Annotated in this window: 18 protein-coding genes; 3 read left to right on the forward strand and 15 right to left on the reverse strand. The window is 39.2% G+C overall.

All coding sequences use genetic code 11. From position 1 onward, the window contains the following. Nucleotides 1-113: 113 nt before the first annotated feature. The 5 genes from I6F65_RS19025 to rplU form a co-directional block, all read right to left on the reverse strand. Nucleotides 114-488 (reverse strand): DUF3718 domain-containing protein, encoded by a 375-nt coding sequence (locus I6F65_RS19025; protein WP_024611647.1) that lies wholly within the window; start codon nucleotides 486-488, stop codon nucleotides 114-116. A 78-nt stretch (nucleotides 489-566) separates the two neighbouring features. Next, the gene (gene folA / locus I6F65_RS19030) at nucleotides 567-1,058 is read right to left on the reverse strand and encodes a type 3 dihydrofolate reductase (RefSeq protein ID WP_197114412.1); all 492 of its coding nucleotides are present in this window, start codon (nucleotides 1,056-1,058) and stop codon (nucleotides 567-569) included. A gap of 74 nt (nucleotides 1,059-1,132) precedes the next feature. Beyond that, complete coding sequence (gene cgtA, locus I6F65_RS19035) at nucleotides 1,133-2,284, reverse strand: Obg family GTPase CgtA (protein WP_024611649.1); 1,152 nt, start codon at nucleotides 2,282-2,284, stop codon at nucleotides 1,133-1,135. Between the two features lie 153 nt (nucleotides 2,285-2,437). Next, nucleotides 2,438-2,695: a 50S ribosomal protein L27 gene (rpmA, locus tag I6F65_RS19040; protein ID WP_002957747.1), complete on the reverse strand. Its 258-nt coding sequence runs from the start codon at nucleotides 2,693-2,695 to the stop codon at nucleotides 2,438-2,440. Between the two features lie 16 nt (nucleotides 2,696-2,711). Beyond that, on the reverse strand, nucleotides 2,712-3,023 hold the full coding sequence (gene rplU, locus I6F65_RS19045) for a 50S ribosomal protein L21 (protein ID WP_024611650.1): 312 nt from the start codon (nucleotides 3,021-3,023) through the stop codon (nucleotides 2,712-2,714). Between the two features lie 422 nt (nucleotides 3,024-3,445). On the opposite strand from rplU, the gene ispB reads away from it, so the two are divergent. Continuing rightward, a complete protein-coding gene (gene ispB, locus I6F65_RS19050; RefSeq protein WP_166108832.1) occupies nucleotides 3,446-4,417 on the forward strand; it encodes an octaprenyl diphosphate synthase in 972 nt (323 codons plus the stop codon). Between the two features lie 84 nt (nucleotides 4,418-4,501). On the opposite strand, the gene mdh is transcribed toward ispB, so the two are convergent. Next, nucleotides 4,502-5,434, reverse strand: coding sequence for a malate dehydrogenase (mdh, locus tag I6F65_RS19055; RefSeq protein WP_024611652.1), 933 nt, complete (start codon nucleotides 5,432-5,434; stop codon nucleotides 4,502-4,504). 226 nt (nucleotides 5,435-5,660) lie between these two features. On the opposite strand from mdh, the gene argR reads away from it, so the two are divergent. Then, on the forward strand, nucleotides 5,661-6,128 hold the full coding sequence (gene argR / locus I6F65_RS19060; protein WP_024611653.1) for a transcriptional regulator ArgR: 468 nt from the start codon (nucleotides 5,661-5,663) through the stop codon (nucleotides 6,126-6,128). Nucleotides 6,129-6,144: 16 nt separating this feature from the next. Here the strand turns inward: argR and I6F65_RS19065 are convergent, their stop codons facing one another. From I6F65_RS19065 to I6F65_RS19080, 4 genes are read right to left on the reverse strand one after another with little or no spacing between them, the layout of a single operon-like run. Further along, nucleotides 6,145-7,044, reverse strand: coding sequence for a Dyp-type peroxidase (locus tag I6F65_RS19065; protein WP_166108831.1), 900 nt, complete (start codon nucleotides 7,042-7,044; stop codon nucleotides 6,145-6,147). Between the two features lie 48 nt (nucleotides 7,045-7,092). After that, nucleotides 7,093-8,142, reverse strand: a complete 1,050-nt coding sequence (locus tag I6F65_RS19070; protein ID WP_024611655.1) for an ABC transporter ATP-binding protein — start codon at nucleotides 8,140-8,142, stop codon at nucleotides 7,093-7,095. Further along, complete coding sequence (locus I6F65_RS19075; protein ID WP_197114413.1) at nucleotides 8,143-9,774, reverse strand: iron ABC transporter permease; 1,632 nt, start codon at nucleotides 9,772-9,774, stop codon at nucleotides 8,143-8,145. Beyond that, entirely contained in the window at nucleotides 9,774-10,778 is a 1,005-nt protein-coding gene (locus I6F65_RS19080; protein ID WP_197114414.1) for a Fe(3+) ABC transporter substrate-binding protein, read from the reverse strand. Before I6F65_RS19080 ends, I6F65_RS19075 begins: the two co-directional genes overlap by 1 nt. Nucleotides 10,779-11,660: 882 nt before the next feature. Between I6F65_RS19080 and I6F65_RS19085 the strand changes: the two genes are divergently transcribed. Next, nucleotides 11,661-12,158, forward strand: coding sequence for a hypothetical protein (locus tag I6F65_RS19085; protein ID WP_024611657.1), 498 nt, complete (start codon nucleotides 11,661-11,663; stop codon nucleotides 12,156-12,158). A 22-nt stretch (nucleotides 12,159-12,180) separates the two neighbouring features. On the opposite strand, the gene I6F65_RS19090 is transcribed toward I6F65_RS19085, so the two are convergent. The 5 genes from I6F65_RS19090 to pdhR all read right to left on the reverse strand — a co-directional run bounded on the left by I6F65_RS19090 (nucleotide 12,181) and on the right by pdhR (nucleotide 20,117). Beyond that, the gene (locus I6F65_RS19090; RefSeq protein WP_197114415.1) at nucleotides 12,181-12,861 is read right to left on the reverse strand and encodes a tRNA-uridine aminocarboxypropyltransferase; all 681 of its coding nucleotides are present in this window, start codon (nucleotides 12,859-12,861) and stop codon (nucleotides 12,181-12,183) included. Between the two features lie 214 nt (nucleotides 12,862-13,075). Beyond that, the gene (lpdA, locus tag I6F65_RS19095) at nucleotides 13,076-14,497 is read right to left on the reverse strand and encodes a dihydrolipoyl dehydrogenase (protein WP_166108827.1); all 1,422 of its coding nucleotides are present in this window, start codon (nucleotides 14,495-14,497) and stop codon (nucleotides 13,076-13,078) included. Between the two features lie 184 nt (nucleotides 14,498-14,681). Next, nucleotides 14,682-16,601 carry a pyruvate dehydrogenase complex dihydrolipoyllysine-residue acetyltransferase gene (gene aceF, locus I6F65_RS19100; protein ID WP_197114416.1) on the reverse strand — a complete coding sequence of 640 codons (1,920 nt, stop codon included), beginning with the start codon at nucleotides 16,599-16,601 and terminating at the stop codon, nucleotides 14,682-14,684. 10 nt (nucleotides 16,602-16,611) lie between these two features. After that, a complete protein-coding gene (gene aceE, locus I6F65_RS19105) occupies nucleotides 16,612-19,278 on the reverse strand; it encodes a pyruvate dehydrogenase (acetyl-transferring), homodimeric type (RefSeq protein ID WP_197114417.1) in 2,667 nt (888 codons plus the stop codon). A gap of 89 nt (nucleotides 19,279-19,367) precedes the next feature. Then, entirely contained in the window at nucleotides 19,368-20,117 is a 750-nt protein-coding gene (gene pdhR / locus I6F65_RS19110) for a pyruvate dehydrogenase complex transcriptional repressor PdhR (RefSeq protein ID WP_007586129.1), read from the reverse strand. Nucleotides 20,118-20,600 lie beyond the last annotated feature (483 nt).

Below are 20,600 nucleotides of genomic sequence, written 5' to 3' on the forward strand. Positions count from 1 at the left end.
CAAAAGATGATAAGGGTATTGTGAAGCAACCAAAAGATCGGTCAACCGATCAAAAATACCTTAACTGATCGGTGTTAGCAATAAATGCGGCTTTTCAATAATTAAAGTAAGGCTTATAAACCAGCGCGTTCTTTAATTACTGCAATAAGAGGTGAGCTAGCATAGCTACTCTCAGCCCAGGCTATGTCTGCGCCATCTGCTAATGAGCTTTTAGATAAGTTTTTAACAATGTACTCACCTGTATCTACTGCGCTACTTGCAACAGCATGGCGTAATAAGTTATTACCATTACATTCGACCGCATCGTATATATTACGAATTTTTACACGAGAACTTTTAAGTTTACTGCGTAAACGGTTTTTGTCGTCTGCTGCAATATACTCACAAATAGATACAGCTAATTGATCATCAGCATTTGCAGGTGCTGTATAAACAAATGAACCGGCTGTTATAGCAGCAATAACAACTAGCTTTGGCAATTTAAACATTGGAAACCCTTCCTGGTACTTTATTCTTATATTGATTGGTTAATATTGTACCAATCTACTAAGGTTTTCGCAATAATGTTATCGGTTTTTATATAAAGTTACGAATTTATAACTATGTTTATTTTTATCATCAGGCTGTTTACTTTCTTCACTTTTCACTTCCCAATTAGCTACTTTTTGATAATCTGGAAACTGAGTGTCACCTTCAACGTCTAAATCAATAAAGGTTAAATATAAACGCTCTGTGCGTTCTAAAAATTGCTGATAGATATTTCCACCACCAATTATCATTACTTCTTCAACATCACAAACCAGCTTTAATGCAGCCTCCGGCGTTGTTACAGTCTCAATACCTACAGCTTGATATTCGCTATTTCGAGTGATAATAATATTACGTCGACCTGGTAAAGGACGACCAATAGACTCAAATGTCTTACGTCCCATTATGACTGGTTTACCCGTTGTTACTTTTTTAAAATGCTGAAGATCAGCAGGTAAATGCCAAGGCATTTTATTATCTAAACCAATTACACGGTTATTTGCCATTGCAGCAATCATTGAAATTATCACAGTTATCACCTAGCACTTTATCATTAAACAAAGAAAAAGGAGCATAAGCTCCTTTTGTATTTAATAAGTTATAATTAACGCTCGTAAACTACTTCTACGTCGTAATCACTTTCATCCCAGTCGTCCCAATCATCATCGTCGCCTTTAGTGGCTTTTTTATGATAAGAGTCCCACTTAAACTCAACTTCTTCATCTTCAATTTCAGCAAACTTCTCTTTCGGCATGCTATCTAGCAGCGTCATGATGTTGTGAATTAAAGGCTGAGTATTAAGTTTATTAATAGCTGAGATGCTATAAATATTTTCAGTTTCGCCTAGCTCTTCTGCAATTTTTTCACATAGAGCTTTTGCTTCGTCTTCCGGTAATAAATCTATTTTATTAAATACCAACCAACGCGGCTTCTCGGCTAATTTAGGGCTGTACTGATGTAACTCATTAATAATAGCAAACGCATTATCAATAGGGTTTGAACCATCAGCTGGCATTAGATCGATTATGTGTAATAACACACGACAGCGCTCTAGATGCTTTAAGAATTGTATTCCTAAGCCAGCACCGTCAGAAGCTCCTTCGATTAAGCCTGGAATATCGGCAATAACGAATGATTTATTAGCTTCAGGACGCACTACACCTAGGTTAGGTATAAGCGTAGTAAACGGGTAGTCTGCAACTTTAGGTCTAGCTGCAGATACGCTACGTATAAATGTAGATTTACCCGCATTTGGTAAGCCTAGCAAGCCTACATCAGCTAATAAAAGTAGCTCTAGCTTAAGGTTACGTACTTCACCTGGTGTACCCAACGTTTTTTGACGAGGTGCTCGGTTAGTGCTTGATTTAAAACGCGCATTCCCTAAGCCGTGGAAACCACCCTTTGCAACTAAAATTCTTTGACCATGTTGAGTTAAATCGCCAAGCCCTTCTTGTGTTTCAACATCCATGATACGTGTACCAACCGGTACCATAACAAATAAGTCATCAGCCTTTCTGCCAGTACAGTTACGACTACGACCATTTGTACCACGTTCAGCTCTGTGAAAGCGTTCAAATTGATAATCGATAAGGGTATTTAAGTTTTCATCAGCTTGTAGATAAACACTACCACCGTCTCCACCGTCACCGCCATCAGGTCCACCATCTGGAACATATTTTTCACGACGGAAAGACACGATGCCGCTGCCACCGTCACCAGCTTCTGCGCGAATTTCTACTTCATCTACAAACTTCATGATTACTCACTTTAGGGATTGGCTTGTTAATTTAACTATTATATACCGAAGTAGCCTTTAGAGCACACAACGAAAAAATACTTAGGTATATATTGCAAAAGAACTGAAAACAAAAAACCCCGCAAAGGCGGGGTTTTTTAACTACCTTACTGATTACTCAGTTACGATAGTTACGTATTTACGGTTTAAAGGACCTTTCTGTTCAAATTGAACTTTACCATCTGCTTTTGCGAAGATAGTGTGGTCTTTACCGATACCTACGTTTGTGCCCGGGTGAAAACGAGTTCCACGCTGACGTACAATGATGCTACCCGCTAGAACTGATTCGCCACCAAAACGCTTAACACCTAGGCGTTTGCTTTCTGAATCGCGACCGTTACGAGTACTACCAGCTGCTTTTTTATGTGCCATTTCTAAGTACCTCTAATTAAGCGCTAATGCCAGTGATTTTAACTTCAGTGAACCATTGACGATGGCCCATTTGATTACGAGAGTTTTTACGGCGTCTAAATTTAACAATTTTAATTTTTTCACCGCGACCGTGTGAAACAACCTCAGCTGTTATCTTGCCACCGTTTACGAACGGTACACCGATCTCAATCTTCTCACCATCAGCAACTAAAAGCACTGAATCAAATTCAACTGCCGCACCAGTTTCAACGTCTAATTTTTCAAGACGAATCGTTTGACCTTCAGTCACACGATGCTGTTTACCACCACTTTGGAAAACCGCGTACATAATTAACTCCGTCTGTGTGCCCTCAAATCGGCACAACTAAAATATTCTTCGATAGGGCGCGAAGTCTACGCTAATGCTAAAAAACAAGCAACCCTGTTTTGTAATTAAAAAGAATAAAAAGTAGCTACATTGAGGACAATTCATTATTTCCCCTATTTTATATTAATTAGCCTTTTTGCCAAGGGCTTTTTAGCTGTTAACTGAAATAAATTAATGCTTTTAAATATGAGCGCTGCGGTACAATTATTAAACTCAATAACGACTGGGTTTTGATTATCTATTAATCAAGTATCTTTGCTAATTAAGCCTCTATTAAGAACTTTAAAGGTGTTTTTTCAACGAATCGTCACAAAATATCGAGCTAGCCCTTTTTTTGTTGTACAATCTGCGCCGTTCACACATAAAAATTGGCTCGGAGATCAATGGATATACAAGCTATCCAGGCGTTAATCAAAAGCGATATGAATGACGTCAATCAACTTATACATGCGCAAATGCGCTCAGATGTGGCCTTAGTTAACCAACTAGGCTTATATATTGTAAACAGTGGTGGTAAACGTGTACGCCCAATGCTGGCTATTCTAGCGGCTAAAGCGCTTGGCTATCAGGGTAAAGATCACATAACGCTCGCAACTATTGTCGAATTTATTCATACAGCAACGTTACTACACGACGATGTTGTAGATGAATCAAATTTGCGACGAGGCACCCCCACAGCAAATGCTGAATTTGGTAACGCGGCAAGTGTGTTAGTTGGTGACTTTATTTACACTCGCTCATTTCAGCTAATGGTTGGTCTTGGTAAAATGCAAGTTATGCAGGTACTAGCCGATGCAACTAACATTATTGCTGAAGGTGAAGTGCTGCAACTTATGAATTGTAATGACCCTGATACAACTGAAGCGAGTTATATGCAGGTTATTTACTCAAAAACAGCTAAATTATTTGAAGCTGCAACGGGGCTTGCTGCCATTATAACAGAGCAAGACCAAGCAACTCTTAACGCATTAAATGCATACGGTATGCATTTAGGTACTGCGTTTCAATTGGTCGATGATGTACTTGATTACAATGCAGATGCCGACCAGTTAGGTAAAAACATTGGTGATGATTTAGCTGAGGGCAAACCAACGCTTCCACTTATTTATGCAATGCAACACGGTAACGAGCAGCAAACGCAGCTTATACGTGATGCTATTGAGCATAGTAATGGCATGGATCACTTAGATGATATTTTATCTGCGCTTAAACAGACTAATGCACTTGAATTTACAATGAAAAAAGCTGAAGTTGAAGCAGATAAAGCAATTGCATGTTTAGACTTTTTAGCTGAGTCTGATTATAAGCAGGCATTAATAAGCCTTGCTCGCATAGCGGTTGATCGCGACCACTAGCTTTAACACTTTATATTATGTGCATAAACTCCGAACAATAAAAAGCCCGCAAATGCAGGCTTTTTTAATACTTGATTTAGGCTATTACGCCATGAAATCAACACCTTCTTTTATGTCTTTTTTCAATGTTTCAAGCATGTCATTTTTTGCTTTAGTTTCAAATGCGCTTAGCTCGCCGTAAGAAAGAATTTCTTCTACGCCGTTTTTACCTAAACGTACTGGATGTGCAAAGTATTCTGCATCGCCATTTTCAACAGCAACGTAAGCGTAATCTACAACGTCTTCACCTTGTAGGCCTTTAACTAAAGACATACAAAAACGTGCAGCAGCAGCACCCATTGATAATGTAGCAGAACCGCCACCAGCTTTAGCATTTACAACTTCAGTACCCGCATTTTGGATACGTGGAGTAAGTGCAGCAACTTCTTCATCAGTAAAGCTAACGCCTTCAACTTGAGAAAGTAAAGGAAGAATAGTTGTACCAGAGTGACCACCGATTACAGGAACTTTTACAGTCGCTACGTCAACGCCTTTAAGTTCAGCAACAAATGCTTCTGAACGAATCACATCAAGAGTAGTAATACCGAATACGCGTTTAGCGTCGTAAGTACCTGCTTTTTTAAATACTTCAGCAACAATTGGAACAGTGCCGTTTACTGGGTTAGTAATAATACCCACTAACGCTTTAGGACAGCTAGCAACAATGCCTTCTGCTAAAGTTTTGATGATGCCAGCATTTACATTAAATAAATCAGCACGATCCATACCTGGTTTACGTGGCATACCCGCTGGGATAAGAACGATATCAGAACCTTCAAGCGCTTTATTTAACTCATCAGCGCCAAAACCAGCTACTTTTACATCTGTTGGGATGTGAGAAAGGTCAACCGCAACACCTGGAACCACTGGTGCAACATCATAAAGTGATAATTCAGAACCAGCTGGTAAACCTGTTTTTAATAATAAAGACAACGCTTGACCGATACCGCCCGCAGCACCTAATACAGTAACTTTCATTGGAATTCTCCGTAATTTGAGGTAGGAAATACTTGTGGCACATAAGATAAAGAAATTAAGAGCTAAAAACAAATTTATCCTGCTTATTTTAAGTATATTTTCGACCATAGTCGTAAACTTATTAATTTAATAACCTCAAACTGGCAAGTTAAGTAAACAACTACTGCATAATTATTCATTATTGTGTAGAATTTACAGCATAAATAACAAAAAATGAATGTAGGCTATGCAACCACAAGATAAACAAGAAGCACTGGTAAAAGCATTTAAATCACTTTTAAAAGAAGAAAACTTTGGCTCTCAAGGCGAAATAGTTGACGCGTTAAAAGAGCAAGGCTTTGACAATATAAGCCAAAGTAAAGTATCGCGCATGCTGAGTAAATTTGGTGCTGTACGTACTCGTAATGCAAAACAAGAAATGGTTTACTGTTTACCTGCGGAAATGGGTGTACCAACAGCAAAGAGTCCGTTACGCCAATTAGTTATTGATATTATGCATAACGAAATGATGATCATTATTCGTACTAGCCCTGGCGCTGCACAATTAATAGCACGTTTACTTGATTCATTAGGCAAAGCAGATGGTGTATTAGGTACAATTGCAGGCGACGATACAATATTTATCGCTCCTGCAAAAATATCTGAAATAGACGTAACACTGGAGCGTGTACGACTTTTATTTGATAACGTTTAATAAATTAAGTAAAAGCTTAAAGCTGCTTTAAAAATCCTACTGAGGGTGCAAAAAAAGCAGAGCCCATATCGGCTTGAGTAAAATCAAGCCAATGGTCGTAGCACTCTCCTTCCCCAAGACGGCTTTTTAATACCTTTTCAAATGCAGTACCTGTAGAGGCGCATGTTATAGACAACATTCCCTGCTCGTAAACATCACCGTAAGGCATACTTTGATTTAATAGTAGTGGTTGTCCGTTTTCATCTTTTAACTCGTTACGTACAGCATGAGAGGTCTCTAAAGCTGGTGTAATCAGTGTATTATCAAGGCGTGTTCGACCCATTATTTGTTCTTGTTCACTCAACGACAAATGCTGCCATACGCTTAAATCATGTTTATAACGCTGCACATGGATATAGCTGCCTTGATCTTCAAAACTCTCTGGTTTATTTATTAATGCCGTAGCACGCTTTTTTCTTCCAAGCGCAGTATCTCCACCATAAATAAAACCGTTAAAGTCTCGACCATCCAAAAAACGAAAGTTACGAATCTGCTCCACCAACTCTACATCAGGTGCAAATAGCTTTAAAATTTGCAACGCAAATAAATGATTAACGTCTTCTCGATCAGAACGTATTTGTACAAATAAATCGCATGGCTGAACACTCATAGAGTGATCGCTGTGATTTATATTTGGAAAGCTTTGTAATTCACTCGGGATATATTCAGGTAAAATATGCGGCCAATACTGCGCACCAATAGCAACCATACAAGACAACATTGATTCAGAAAACTGATCGCTAAATTCTTCTTCAATCGCATTCACTTGCTTTAGTTTTGCGCGCAGAGACTCATCTTGACCATCAAATACATTAAAAAATAAATGCAAACCGTGTAAGTTTGCTTCAGCACAAATCCCTGATTGCGCTTGCGCCATTGTTATTCCTTAGCTTATAAACAAATAAACACGGCGAATTAAAGTTAATTATAATTCGAAGAAATTCACCGTATGAGGTTTTATTTTTATTATAACCTGTTCATTTTGCTCAAATGACTGGCCATATTGTGCAGCAACTTCAATTTCTTGTTCTGCAATCACAACAGTGTAAACATAAGCAGAGCCAATAAAACGACTGTTTAATATTTCTGCCCGCTCGCTTTGTTTATCACTTGTGTTGTCGCTAATTAGCTCTATTTGATGAGGGCGAACATATATTTGCCCAACTCTTGCCTTGTGCTTATGTAAAACATCAGACTCGACTACACCAAATGGCGTTTTATATTCAGTTGCTGTTAATGCATTTGCGCTTAAGTATATGCCCTGACCCAGAAACTCTGCAACCTCCTTTGAACTTGGTGATGTAAAAAGCTGCTCTGGCGACCCTTGTTGCGCAATTTTACCCCGATGCATAATGGCAAGCGTATCTGAAAAAGCAAATGCCTCCTCTTTTGAATGCGTAACAAACACAGCCGATACTTGTTGGGTTTTAATAATTCGACGAATATCAGCAATTAATTCAAAGCGTACTTGCGTATCTACATTTGAAAAAGGTTCATCGAGTAATAGTAAACTTGGTTTGTAAGCAAGTGCGCGAGCAATCGCAACACGTTGTTGTTGACCACCAGAAAGTTGATGCGGGAACCTATCGGCACAACCAATTAAGTGCACGAGTTTAAGCATTTCATCAACGCGTTGCTGTTTTTGAGCTTTATTCATTTTACTTAGCCCAAATGCAATATTATTAGCAACAGTTAAATGAGGAAATAATGCATAATCTTGAAACATCATTCCTATATTACGGTGCTCTGGCGATACAAATGTTTGTCCATCGCTCACCAGCTTTGCATCTATAAATACACTGCCCTGCTTAGCTTCAATTAAACCAGCGATTGCTTTAAGTGTCGTGGTTTTTCCGCAGCCACTGGCTCCGAGTAAACACACAATTTCATCTTTACCAACCGTTAAATCTAAACCATGAAGCACCTGCGTGCCATTATAGTGATAGCTTACGCCTTGCAAAATTAAACTACTCATTTAGCTACGTTGCTCCATAGAACGATTAATAAAATACAAAGGAATAAACCCAACAACAACGATAAACAAGGCTGATACAGAAGCAAGCTCTAACTGCTCATCACTTACATATTGAAATACATGCGTAGCTAAACTCTCAAACCCAAAGGGCCTGAGTAATAATGCTGCTGGTAGCTCTTTCATACACTCAATAAATACAAGCAATGCTGCTGTAAGCAACCCTCGGCGTAATAAAGGTAAATGCACTAAGCGAAGCGTTTGCCCTTGGCTTTTACCCATTGACTGGCTTGCCATATCAAGTGATGGGCTAATACGTAAAAAACTCGATTCGATTGCACCATGTGCAATCGCATAAAAACGCACAACGTAAGCAATAATAATAGTGATAATACTGCCCGTAAGTAACAAACCTATATCAAGATTATAAGGCTCTAGTGCAACGTTAATAGAGTTCTCTAATAATGTGAGCGGTAGTAATACTGCAATGGCAAGCACCGTACCAGGAAGCGCATAACCGGTGCTTGCTAAGCGCCCAGGTATAAGTGGATAAGTACTTTTAGATACCCGCTGATAAAACACAACTAATATACTTAAAAAAATTGTGACTAAGCTAACAATGCCAGCTACTTTTAAGCTTTGCCAAGCATAGCTAAAAAATTCAACATTCCATGCTTTGTCAAAATAAGTAATTGCATAACCTAAAAGAATTGCCACGGGCAACACAAAAGCAAGAAACAAAATAACACTACAAAAAGCAGTTGCTAGCCAAGCCGACTTACCTTTTAATATATAAAGGGATTCACTATTAACGCTTGATTGGCGCTCAAATACCGCTTGCTCGCGACGACTAAAACGCTCTGCCATTAATGCTAAAAATAATAGTAGCAGCATAACGCCTGATATTTTTGCGGCAGCTGTTAGTGAATAATACCCAAACCACGTGTCGTATACAGCCGTAGTTAATGTACTCACTGCAAAGTAGCTTACCGTTGCAAAGTCAGCCATCGTTTCCATACTAATTAGCGCTAAAGCCGCTACAATTGCCCCACGAGAGAGCACTAAGCTCACTCTAAAAAAACTTTGTCTAGGTGTAAGCCCCATCAATTGGCTTGCTTGTACTAACTTAAAGGATTGTTCTCGTAATGCGGTTTTAAAAATCAAATACAAATAAGGATAAAGCACTAAGGCAATCATCACCATCGCCCCCGGTAATGTGCGTATATCAAAAAACCAGTAATCGTTAGGAGACTGCCAGCCAAACCAGTCTCTAAGTGCTATTTGTATGGGTCCCGCGTAATCGAGTAAATCGGTATATACATAGGCAATAATATAGGTGGGCATAGCAAGGGGCAGCATAAGTGCCCATTCAAACTGTTTTTTACCTGGGAAGCTACAATACGCAGTAAGCCAACCAAGCGGCAATGCAATTGCACAACTGAGTAAACCCACGCCTAAAATAAGCAGTACAGTATTTGTTATATAATCCCAAAGCACAGTATTCCAAAGGTGAGTAAACACCTCTGAGTCGCCTTGTAAAGATTCAAAAAGAAGAAAAAACAACGGAGCCGACAATAATAAACCTGTCGACCACGCAAAGAGCTGCCATTTAGACAGCTTAAATTTATAAGTCATTAAAGATCGAACTTCACCTCATCAATCAGCTTAAGTGCCAACGGACGATATTTACTGATCTCATCCAGTGGTAAGCTGTCTTCCTTAAAGCCTCCCCAAGACGCAACCAAACTTGATAATTCAACACCAGCCTTAACCGGATACTCCATATTAAGCGAGGCATACATGTTTTGTGCTTTATTGTCGGTCATATACTCTATGAGTTTCAAGGCATTTTCGGCGTTTTTTGCATACTTTGTAATAACAGCGCCAGAAACATTTATATGCGAACCACGATTTGTTTGATTAGGAAAATTAATATTTACCGCTTCAGCCCATGATTTTTGTTCGTCATCTTGCAACATTTTGCCAAGGTAATAACTATTACCTAACGCTAAGTTACATAATCCCTCTTTAACAGCCTTTACCTGAGCACGGTCATTACCTTGAGGTTTACGCGCTAAGTTACTTTTAACACCTTCAAGCCACGTTTTAGTCTCAGCTTCACCGTGATGGGCAATCATTGATGCAACAAGCCCTAAGTTATACGGATGCTTACCTGAGCGAGTGCAAATTTGCCCTTTGTATTTAGGATCAGCTAAATCTTCATAAGTAAGCTCTGGTAATTTACCAACACGTTCTTTTGATGAATAAACATTTCGTACACGTTTTGTTAGCGCAATCCACTGCCCATCCCCATCACGAAAAGCAGCAGGAACATTTTCATTTACGCTATCACTCTTTATAGTTTGTGTTAAATTTAGGTCTTCTAACTGAACAAGCGCACTAAAATTAGAGGTTAAAACCAAATCGGCTTTACTGTGTTTTCCTTCGCGTTTAACACGCTCAATTAGTCCTTTATTAGCAAAAACAACATTGGTTTTAATACCTGTTTGTTTTGTAAAATCGTCTAAAATTGGCTGTATTAAATACGGTTGACGAAAAGAGTAAATATTAACGACATCATTTGCAAAGGCAGGTACCGATACAACTAACCCTAATACGGTAGCGAGTGTTTTTTTCATTACTTCACCTAAATAATAACTATTATCAAATAATTCTATCGTGATCAGCAATAAAGTGCACACTTTAAATAATTGTAAACAGATAAAAGCGTCCAAAAAGGAAATGCCGTGTAAGAGATCTCTCACGGATATGGCAGCTAATGAGTAAAAAGCTATACAAAAAACCAGCATAAAACCAGTAAGCCATTATATTTAAAGGTTTTATTTGTTTTTGCTATTGAGTAAATACAAATTAAATGCAGTTTATGTCCTACTTTAGTTGCCTAAGCTCTTTATAATTACCACATCAAGCAAGCAATGATGCTTATCGAGTAAATGGAAATGGATTACTTACTCGAACAACCAATGATTAGGTTACTAAGGACAGAACGGATTTTAGGACAGGCTCTGGATGAGTATCGCAATGGAATGTTGCACAAAGGATAGCGTTAGGAAGACGCGAAAAGGATAACAACACGGGTTAAGTTGTTTAACAGGATGTTGAAGGAATACACGGACAGGCCTTTCGAGGTAACACAATGGATTTGTTAAAAATGGATGCACTTGGAAGTGCAATATAAGGATTTGGTAATAGTATTTACCCTACAGGATGTTTAGGAATAAAGGATACAGACCCGGATTGGTCTACATTACATAGAACTAAAAAGTAATATAGTAATAAACATGGATTAGTAAAAATTGGAGTTGATTAAGTTCAATTGCAGGATGCAGAAAATTAGAAGATTCCGCAAGCGCGTTCTAGAAATAGAGCGCGCTTTTCTTCATTTAAAACACAACGCACAACACTCTACACATGCCGTAAAAATAAAGTTATAAAAAATAGCTAAACTACTTAAGCACTCTGCCGATATGTAAGCATAGCTTCGTTAATAACTCACAGGTATGTGCTTAAAATTCAACTACAGCAATTCAGCTGATATTTCTAAAATAAATTCGCTAGAGCAACTACAATCAGTTGGATCTTTTGACGATTACTTAGTAAAGAAAAACCCATATCAAACATTATTGAACACTCAATACTATGATTTTTTGAATATGTCTTTAAATGAGTTTAAAAATATTATTAACGTAATAATTAACTTAGAAAGTGACATAAGAACAAAAAAATATGGCAGCTACGCAAGAGTCGACCCCTTTGGTTACCAACTTAATAAAGTCGCTAATGCTATAAAAAACACTCGTTTTGTAGGCAAGCTTAATATTTGCGATTATTTTTTTAAAATAACCGCGAGCACTAATCAAATGAAACTAGATGGGTTTGATTCGTCTACTGAAGTTCATACAAATTTAAGTAGCATATACGAAACCGTAGCACAGCTTACTTCTGAGCTGGGGTTTAAAGCGATTCAACGAAAAGCTAAATTTCACCTAGGTCAATAGCCTGTAAATACATAGCATCAAACTAAACAGACAGCGGTCTGCCTTTATTTCGCTTACCTAATAAATAGGCATCACGAAACTTAATAAAATGCTGCTCTAATTTTGAAGATGCATCCATTTCGCCCGCAAGAGCCAATACCATAATAGCAACTTCTGCAGTACCTAATTGATGCGCATGAGGGGCAACACGTAAGCGGTAATCTGATAACTTATCAGCAGTAACAGAAAGTACAGGCAAGTTATCTAAATAAGGACTTTTACGAATCATTTTTTTGGCTTCACGCCAAGTACCATCCAAAAAGATAAATAAAGGTTTTTTACCTTCTTCAATATTCACTTCTGTAATTGCTCTACCCTCTTCTACATCTTCAGCCGGAAACACAACCAATGGCTGATATTGTGAATCGCTAATCAAAGCTAAAAGAGCTGGGTTAGGATCTGTTCTATCCCATCTAAATGCATGGTTATCGGGTACTATTTCAGCAATTAAGCGCCCTGTATTAGAAGGTTTAAAACTTTCATTGTGATACATCAGTAAGCATACCGCTGCTTTACAATCTGCATGCTCAACACCTTCACAAATACAGTAATGCTTAGCTATTAGGCATTGCTCACAGCGATCCATTTTTGCGCCTCGAGCATTAAACTCACGACGTGATTCACTTATTTGTTGAGCGCGTAATGCTAAAACTGAGTTTTTCACTGTATTTACCTTCAATTAATTAAGCGCGCATTGTAACGACTTATCGTTATTTAATCTTATATTTATCTAGTTTGAATTTGAGAATAGTTTGTTTTAAAAATTATTCATCTATTAACACTATGCCGACTAACTCAGACGGGTGAGCTAAGCTAAAAATAGGCATAAAAAAACCCAACCTAAGTTGGGTTTTTCAAACAAACGCTAAAAAGCTAAATTACTTCTTTTTTGCTTTTTTGTTTGGTAAGTCAGTGATCGACCCTTCAAAAATTTCAGCTGCAAGACCAATAGATTCGTTAAGTGTTGGGTGAGCATGAATAGTAAGCGCTAAGTCTTCGCCATCAGCGCCCATTTCAATACCTAAACCGATTTCGCCAAGCATTTCGCCCGCGTTAATACCAATCATAGCACCACCGATTATACGGCCACTTTCTTTATCAAAGATAAGTTTAGTAGAACCCTCAGTACGAGATGATGCAATAGCACGACCAGAAGCTGCCCATGGGAATACCGCAGTTTCAATTTTTAAGCCTTGCTCTTTTGCTTCTTTCTCAGTAACACCTACCCAAGCGATTTCTGGGTCAGTATACGCAATCGAAGGAATACATTTAGGGTCGAAGAAATGCTTCTGACCAGAAATAACTTCTGCAGCAACATGACCTTCATGAACCGCTTTATGCGCAAGCATAGGTTGACCAACTAAATCACCAATTGCAAAAATATGGCTTACGTTAGTACGTAATTGCTTATCAACATTAATAAAGCCACGCTCATCAACATTTACGCCCGCTTTTTCAGCATCAAGTAAGTTACCGTTCGGAGTACGACCAACTGCAACAAGTACTTTGTCGTAGCGAACTGGTTCTGCTGGTGCGTTTTTACCTTCAAACGTTACGTATAAGCCGTCTTTTTTAGCTTCAACGCCAACAACTTTAGTTGAAAGCATTACGTTGAATTTTTTGCTTACGTATTTTTGGTAAATTTTGATAATGTCTTTATCAGCTGCTGGAACTAATTGGTCAGCAAATTCTACAACGTCAATTGCAGAACCTAGCGCACGGTAAACCGTACCCATTTCAAGACCGATAATACCACCACCAAGTACAAGTAGTTTTTCTGGTACGTCTTTAAGCTCTAATGCGCCAGTAGAATCAATTACACGGTCATCTTGTGGGATGAAAGGTAAGTTAACTGGTTTAGAACCTGCTGCAATAATCGCGTTATCAAACGTGATAGTTGTTGCGCCATCTGCGCCTTCAACTACTAAAGTATTGCTGCCAGTAAATTTACCGTAACCAGATACAACTTTAACTTTACGCATTTTAGCCATACCGTCTAGCCCGCCAGTTAACTGGCCAACTACAGAATCTTTCCAAGAACGAACTTGGTCTAAATCTATTTTTGGTGCGCCAAAAGTAACACCGTGAGATGACATTTCAGCTGCGTCATCAATCACTTTAGCTACGTGTAAAAGTGCTTTAGAAGGAATACAACCAACATTAAGACATACGCCGCCTAATGTTTCACGAGATTCTACTAATGTAACTTCTAAGCCCAAGTCAGCAGCACGGAAAGCCGCAGAATAACCACCAGGACCACCGCCTAGTACAACAACTTGAGTTTTTAATTCGTTGCTCATGCTTTTACCTTAATTGTTTGAACGGGACACTGCCCTAAAATTTAACTGCCATGTTTCTGCAAGGCAGAAAGAGTGAGCAGCGCACAAAGTGATGCAATTCGTACAAAGATTGTATCATTGCAAATGGTAAAAATCCCAGCTAAAAACAACTGGCTGGGATTTGATTCTATTTATTATCTAACGATTACATCACCAATTGGCGAATATCGCTCATGTAACTTGCAAGAGTCACAGTAAAGCGTGCAGCTAAGGCTCCGTCAATAACCCTATGGTCGTATGACATAGACAGCGGAACCATTAGTTTTGGTTCAAACTCTTTGCCATTCCATTTAGGTTTCATTTCAGACTTAGACACACCTAAAATAGCCACTTCTGGTGCATTAACAATCGGCGTAAATGCCGTACCGCCAATACCGCCAAGGCTTGAAATAGTAAAACAACCACCTTGCATATCAGACGATGTAAGCTTCCCGTCACGTGCTTTAACAGATACTTCCATTAATTCGCGTGAAAGTTCAATAATGCCTTTTTTATCAACATCTTTAAACACCGGTACAACTAAACCGTTTGGCGTATCAACTGCAACACCAATGTTAATGTACTTTTTAAGGATTAAGCTTTCGCCGTCTTCAGAAAGCGATGAGTTGAATTTTGGAAATTCAGCAAGCGCTTTTGCAGCTGCTTTCATTACAAACACAAGTGGTGTAATTTTAACACCCAGCTTTTTCTTCTCGCTAAGCACATTTTGCTCTTTACGGAATACTTCAAGGCTTGTGATATCAGCTTCGTCAAACTGTGTAACATGTGGGATTTGCACCCAGTTACGGTGTAAGTTTTTGCCTGATAGCTTTTGAATACGAGACAGCTTTTGCTCTTCAATTTCGCCAAACTTAGCAAAATCAACTTTAGGCCATGGAATAAGACCAAGCTCGCTACCACCCGCGCTACTACCTGCTGATAATTGACCAGACTCAACTTGCTTAACTAAGTTTTTAACGTAGTTTTGCACGTCTTCTTTAACTATACGGGCTTTGCGACCAGTGCCTTTAACGTTAGCTAGGTTAATACCAAACTCACGCGCTAAACGACGAACAACGGGTGATGCATGAGCATACGCGCTATTTTCTGTGAAGCTTTCATTACTTGCTTTTGCAGGTGCTGCTTGAGCCGGTACCGACTCAGTTTTAGCCGCTGCTGCAGGTGCCGATTTTTCAGCGGGTGCAGATGCTGCTACTGGCGCGCTGCCTGCAACTTCAAATACAAAAATTAATGAACCAGTCGATACTTTATCGCCAGCGGCTACTTTAATTTCTTTAACTGTACCTGCAAATGGAGCTGGTACTTCCATTGCAGCTTTGTCGCCTTCAACGTTTAAGATTGATTGATCTTCTTCAACCGTATCGCCAACTGCAACCATAATTTCAGTTACTTCAACTTCATCGCCACCAATATCAGGTACATTAACTTCTTTAGTACTTGGTGCTGCGTTTGCTGTTGAGCTAGCTGCTGGCGCTTCTACAGGAGCCGACTCTTTAGCCGGTGCTGCAGATTCACTTCCTGCTACTTCAAAAACAAATACTAATGAGCCTGTTTTAACTGTATCGCCAGCGGCGACTTTAATTTCTTTAACTATACCGGCAAATGGAGCAGGTACTTCCATTGCTGCCTTGTCGCCTTCAACGTTTAAGATAGATTGCTCTTCTGAAACGGTGTCGCCAACAGCAACCATGATTTCAGTTACTTCAACTTCATCATCGCCAATATCTGGTACGGTTACGTCTTTAGTTGAAGAACCTGTAGAAGCAGCAGGTGCTGCCTCTTCAGATTTAGCTGGAGCAGCGGCTGATGCTTTTTCTTCACCAGTGCTTTCACTCTCGCCTTCAAACAAAAATACTAAAGAGCCAGTTGTAACGGTGTCGCCAACGTTTACTTTAATCTCTTTCACTGTACCCGCTTGCGAAGCAGGTATTTCCATTGATGCTTTGTCGCCTTCAACATTTAATAATGATTGGTCCACATCTACTTTGTCGCCAACGCTTACTAATATTTCGGTTACTTCTACTTCGTCGTCACCAATATCTGGTACTTTAATTTCAATACTCATTGCAAACCTCTTATGCGTACAGTGGGTTAAGTTTGTTAGTGTCGATGTTGAACTTTTTAAGTGCTTCAACAACTACTGACTTCTCAACTTCACCGCGTTTAGCAAGTTCAGATAACGTAGCAACAACAACGTAGCCCGCGTTAACTTCAAAGTGACGACGTAGGTTTTCACGGCTATCAGAACGACCGTAACCATCTGTACCTAACACTTTGTAGTTGCTGCTTGGAATGAATGAACGCGCTTGTTCTGCGTAGTTTTTCATGTAATCCGTTGCTGCAACAGTCACAGAGTCGTTTAACACGCTTGTGATGAATGCTGTTTTTTGCTCGCCTTCAGGGTTAAGCATATTGAAACGTTCAACATCTTGACCTTCACGCGTTAATTCGTTGAAAGACGTTACAGAGAACACGTCAGACGCAATGCCATACTCTTCGCTTAGAATCGTAGCGGCTTTACGTACTTCAGTCATAATAGTACCTGAGCTTAATAGCTGTACCTTGGCTTTTTTACCTTCGTAACTTTCAAGCTTGTAAATACCCTTACGAATACCTTCTTCAGCGCCTTCTGGCATAGCTGGCTGATGGTAGTTTTCGTTCATAAGCGTTAGGTAGTAGTAAATATTTTCTTGGTCATCACCGTACATACGACGAATACCGTCTTGTACAATAACAGCTACTTCAAACGCGTAAGTTGGGTCATATGAAATACAGTTAGGAACCGTATTAGCAAGAATATGACTGTGACCATCTTCGTGTTGCAAGCCTTCACCATTTAGCGTTGTACGACCCGCAGTAGCACCTAATAAGAAACCACGTGCTTGTTGATCGCCCGCCATCCATGCCATGTCGCCAACGCGTTGGAAACCAAACATAGAGTAGTAAATGTAGAATGGGATCATTGGTAAATCGTTAGTGCTGTATGAAGTTGCAGCAGCAACCCATGACGACATTGCACCTAACTCATTAATACCTTCTTGAAGCACTTGCCCTGATACAGTTTCTTTATAGTAAGAAACAATATCACGATCCTGTGGTGTATAGTTTTGACCATGCGGGTTATAAATACCGATTTGACGGAATAAACCTTCCATACCAAATGTACGCGCTTCATCGGCAATAATTGGTACGATGTTTTTACCAATGCCTTTATCTTTTAATAAGATATTAAGTGCACGAACAAAGCCCATAGTCGTAGAAATATCACGTTTTTGCTCTTCAAGTAGCGGCTTAAACGCGTCTACCTCTGGCAACGTAAGTTTTTCACTAAAACGTGGAATACGCTTAGGTGTATAACCTTTAAGTTCATCACGACGAGCATGTAGGTATTTATACTCAGGTGAACCTTCTTCAAGCTCTAAATAAGGTAGTTCTGCAAGTTGCTCTTCAGATACTAAATCGTCAAGACCAAGGCGTGAACGTAAATGTGCAACATGCGACATGTCCATTTTTTTCACTTGGTGCGCAATGTTTTTACCTTCAGCTGCTTCACCCATGCCGTAACCTTTTACAGTTTTAGCAAGAATTACAGTTGGACGACCTTTAGTGTCTTCTGCTTTTTTAAATGCAGCAAATAATTTTGATGACTCATGACCACCACGCTTAAGCGCGAAAATTTCGTCATCTGTCATATCAGCAACAAGTGCTGCTGTTTCAGGGTAACGACCAAAGAAGTTTTCACGTACGTACGCGCCATCTTTAGCTTTATATGTTTGGTAATCGCCATCAACAGTTTCGTTCATTAATTGTAGTAATTTACCTGTTGTGTCTTTAGCTAGAAGAATATCCCAGCCGCTGCCCCAAACTAGTTTAATTACGTTCCAGCCAGCGCCTTTAAACAAGCCTTCAAGCTCTTGAATAATTTTACCGTTACCCATAACTGGGCCATCTAAACGCTGTAAGTTACAGTTAACTAAGTAACAAAGGTTATCTAGTTTTTCACGTGCAGCAAAAGAAATAGCGCCACGTGATTCTGGCTCATCCATTTCACCGTCACCTAAAAACGCGTATACACGTTGGTTTTTAGTATCTTTTAAGCCACGACCATCTAGGTATTTTAAGAAGCGCGCTTGGTAAATAGACGAAATAGGACCCAAGCCCATTGATACCGTAGGGAACTGCCAAAATTCAGGCATTAACTTAGGGTGTGGGTACGATGGTAAACCTTCGCCATCAACTTCTTGGCGGAAGTTATCTAGTTGTGCAGCCGATAAACGACCTTCAACAAATGCACGTGCATAAATACCAGGAGAAATATGACCTTGGTAATAAACTAAGTCACCACCGTCTACATCATTTGGCGCTTTAAAGAAGTGGTTAAAACACACTTCATAAAATGCAGCAGATGATTGGTAAGACGCCATATGACCGCCTAAGTCGAGATCTTTTTTCGATGCACGTAGAACGATCATAATCGCGTTCCAACGTATGATCGAACGAATACGGCGTTCAAGGTTTACATCACCTGGGTAAGCCGGTTCTTGATCTACAGGAATAGTATTAACGTAGTTCGTGGTAATACCCGTTGGCATATCAACGCCGTCTAAACGGGCTTGCTCTAACACTTGCTCAAGTAAAAACTGAGCTCGTTCAACACCTTCTTCGCGCACAACTGATTCAAGAGCTTGTAACCACTCTTGTGTTTCTAGCGCGTCTACGTCAATTTTATTGACTTCAGACATATGGAGGTTTCCTTATGTTTAAAATACGAATGTTTAATTTAATATCACTGTTACTTAATTTTGTGTGTTCAAAGTAGCAATGTACTAGCTTAATTTTGTTTGGTGCGTCTTAAACTACGTTCAATTCGCGAATGTTCTTTACCCGCTTCAAGTAATGCTTCTTCTATAAACGCTAAATGCGCATTACTTGCTAAACGGGCTTGTTCTGGATTACCGTCAATAACGGCATCCATTAATAAACGCCGGTGCTGGGCTAACTGACTGCTAATATCTGACTTTTTTAATAGAACAGTTAAATTTTGCAATACATTTTGCTCAAGTAGCGCTTTCATGCCTCTTACTAAATGCAGTAACACCACATTATGCGAGGCTTCTGCCACGCTAAAGTGAAATGCATTAATTGCTTTTGCTTTTTGCTGTAAATCATCATTAACTAGGGCAATTTTATCAAAGCTTTCTTTCACTTTGCTAAAATCGTTGCTGGTCCCGCGCAGTGCTGCGTAGTAAGCAGCAATCCCTTCTAATGCATGACGAAATTCAAGTAAATCAAACTGCGACTCAGGGTGTTTACTAATCAAATCAAAAAGTGGATCAGTAAGCCCTTCTTCGAGCTGATTTTTTACAAACGTGCCGCCACCTTGGCGACGCGTAACTAAACCTTTTGCTTCTAACTTTTGAATTGCCTCACGCAGTGACGGGCGAGACACTTCAAATTGCTTTGCTAGTTCACGCTCTGGTGGCAACTTTTCACCTGGTGCTAACGAGCCTTCAAGAATCATATTCTCAAGTTGCTGTAAAATAACATCAGATAATTTTGCTGCTTTAATCTTTAAAGACATGAATCAACGTCCGCGTTGTATAAATACCAAGAGCCCGTAAAACGTGGCTTTGAGTTGGATGACTTACCCAAAAGGTAAATTGGTCATACCAAAATTTTACAATAAGGTATCAAAAACCCTAATAGCTGTCAATTTACAGTATATTTGTATGATCAGAGCAGCGTAACGCATTTTGAACGAAGATTAAACAATACACAATTAGGTATAAAAAAGAGAGTGAAAACAAAGAGGTTTACAATTGGTCTGACCAGAGGTGTTTAGAGTTTTAGCTCTATTTTATGCATTTAAAATCTAACAAAAAATAATTAAGTTTAAATACAATTACTGAAGTACCTTTTTATAATAAAGGCACTCCAGTTTAAGTATTATTCATAGGTTAGACATTAAGAGATAATTGGATTCAGGCCGCATTTTAATCGTCCTTTTTCTTTATCTCTTTTTGGGTTCGCTCTTCGTGCATATTTTGACAAAAAACTGATAGTT

Origin of the sequence: Pseudoalteromonas sp. SWXJZ94C, from assembly GCF_015864385.1 — a bacterium.
GTDB lineage: Bacteria > Pseudomonadota > Gammaproteobacteria > Enterobacterales > Alteromonadaceae > Pseudoalteromonas.

Bases quoted from the DNA above. Each gene is read 5' to 3' on its own strand.
- I6F65_RS19025 (WP_024611647.1), bottom strand. From the start codon at position 488: ATGTTTAAATTGCCAAAGCTAGTTGTTATTGCTGCTATAACAGCCGGT.
- cgtA (WP_024611649.1), bottom strand. From the start codon at position 2,284: ATGAAGTTTGTAGATGAAGTAGAAATTCGCGCAGAAGCTGGTGACGGT.
- rpmA (WP_002957747.1), bottom strand. From the start codon at position 2,695: ATGGCACATAAAAAAGCAGCTGGTAGTACTCGTAACGGTCGCGATTCA.
- rplU (WP_024611650.1), bottom strand. From the start codon at position 3,023: ATGTACGCGGTTTTCCAAAGTGGTGGTAAACAGCATCGTGTGACTGAA.
- ispB (WP_166108832.1), top strand. From the start codon at position 3,446: ATGGATATACAAGCTATCCAGGCGTTAATCAAAAGCGATATGAATGAC.
- mdh (WP_024611652.1), bottom strand. From the start codon at position 5,434: ATGAAAGTTACTGTATTAGGTGCTGCGGGCGGTATCGGTCAAGCGTTG.
- argR (WP_024611653.1), top strand. From the start codon at position 5,661: ATGCAACCACAAGATAAACAAGAAGCACTGGTAAAAGCATTTAAATCA.
- I6F65_RS19065 (WP_166108831.1), bottom strand. From the start codon at position 7,044: ATGGCGCAAGCGCAATCAGGGATTTGTGCTGAAGCAAACTTACACGGT.
- I6F65_RS19070 (WP_024611655.1), bottom strand. From the start codon at position 8,142: ATGAGTAGTTTAATTTTGCAAGGCGTAAGCTATCACTATAATGGCACG.
- I6F65_RS19075 (WP_197114413.1), bottom strand. From the start codon at position 9,774: ATGACTTATAAATTTAAGCTGTCTAAATGGCAGCTCTTTGCGTGGTCG.
- I6F65_RS19080 (WP_197114414.1), bottom strand. From the start codon at position 10,778: ATGAAAAAAACACTCGCTACCGTATTAGGGTTAGTTGTATCGGTACCT.
- I6F65_RS19085 (WP_024611657.1), top strand. From the start codon at position 11,661: ATGTGCTTAAAATTCAACTACAGCAATTCAGCTGATATTTCTAAAATA.
- lpdA (WP_166108827.1), bottom strand. From the start codon at position 14,497: ATGAGCAACGAATTAAAAACTCAAGTTGTTGTACTAGGCGGTGGTCCT.
- aceF (WP_197114416.1), bottom strand. From the start codon at position 16,601: ATGAGTATTGAAATTAAAGTACCAGATATTGGTGACGACGAAGTAGAA.
- aceE (WP_197114417.1), bottom strand. From the start codon at position 19,278: ATGTCTGAAGTCAATAAAATTGACGTAGACGCGCTAGAAACACAAGAG.
- pdhR (WP_007586129.1), bottom strand. From the start codon at position 20,117: ATGTCTTTAAAGATTAAAGCAGCAAAATTATCTGATGTTATTTTACAG.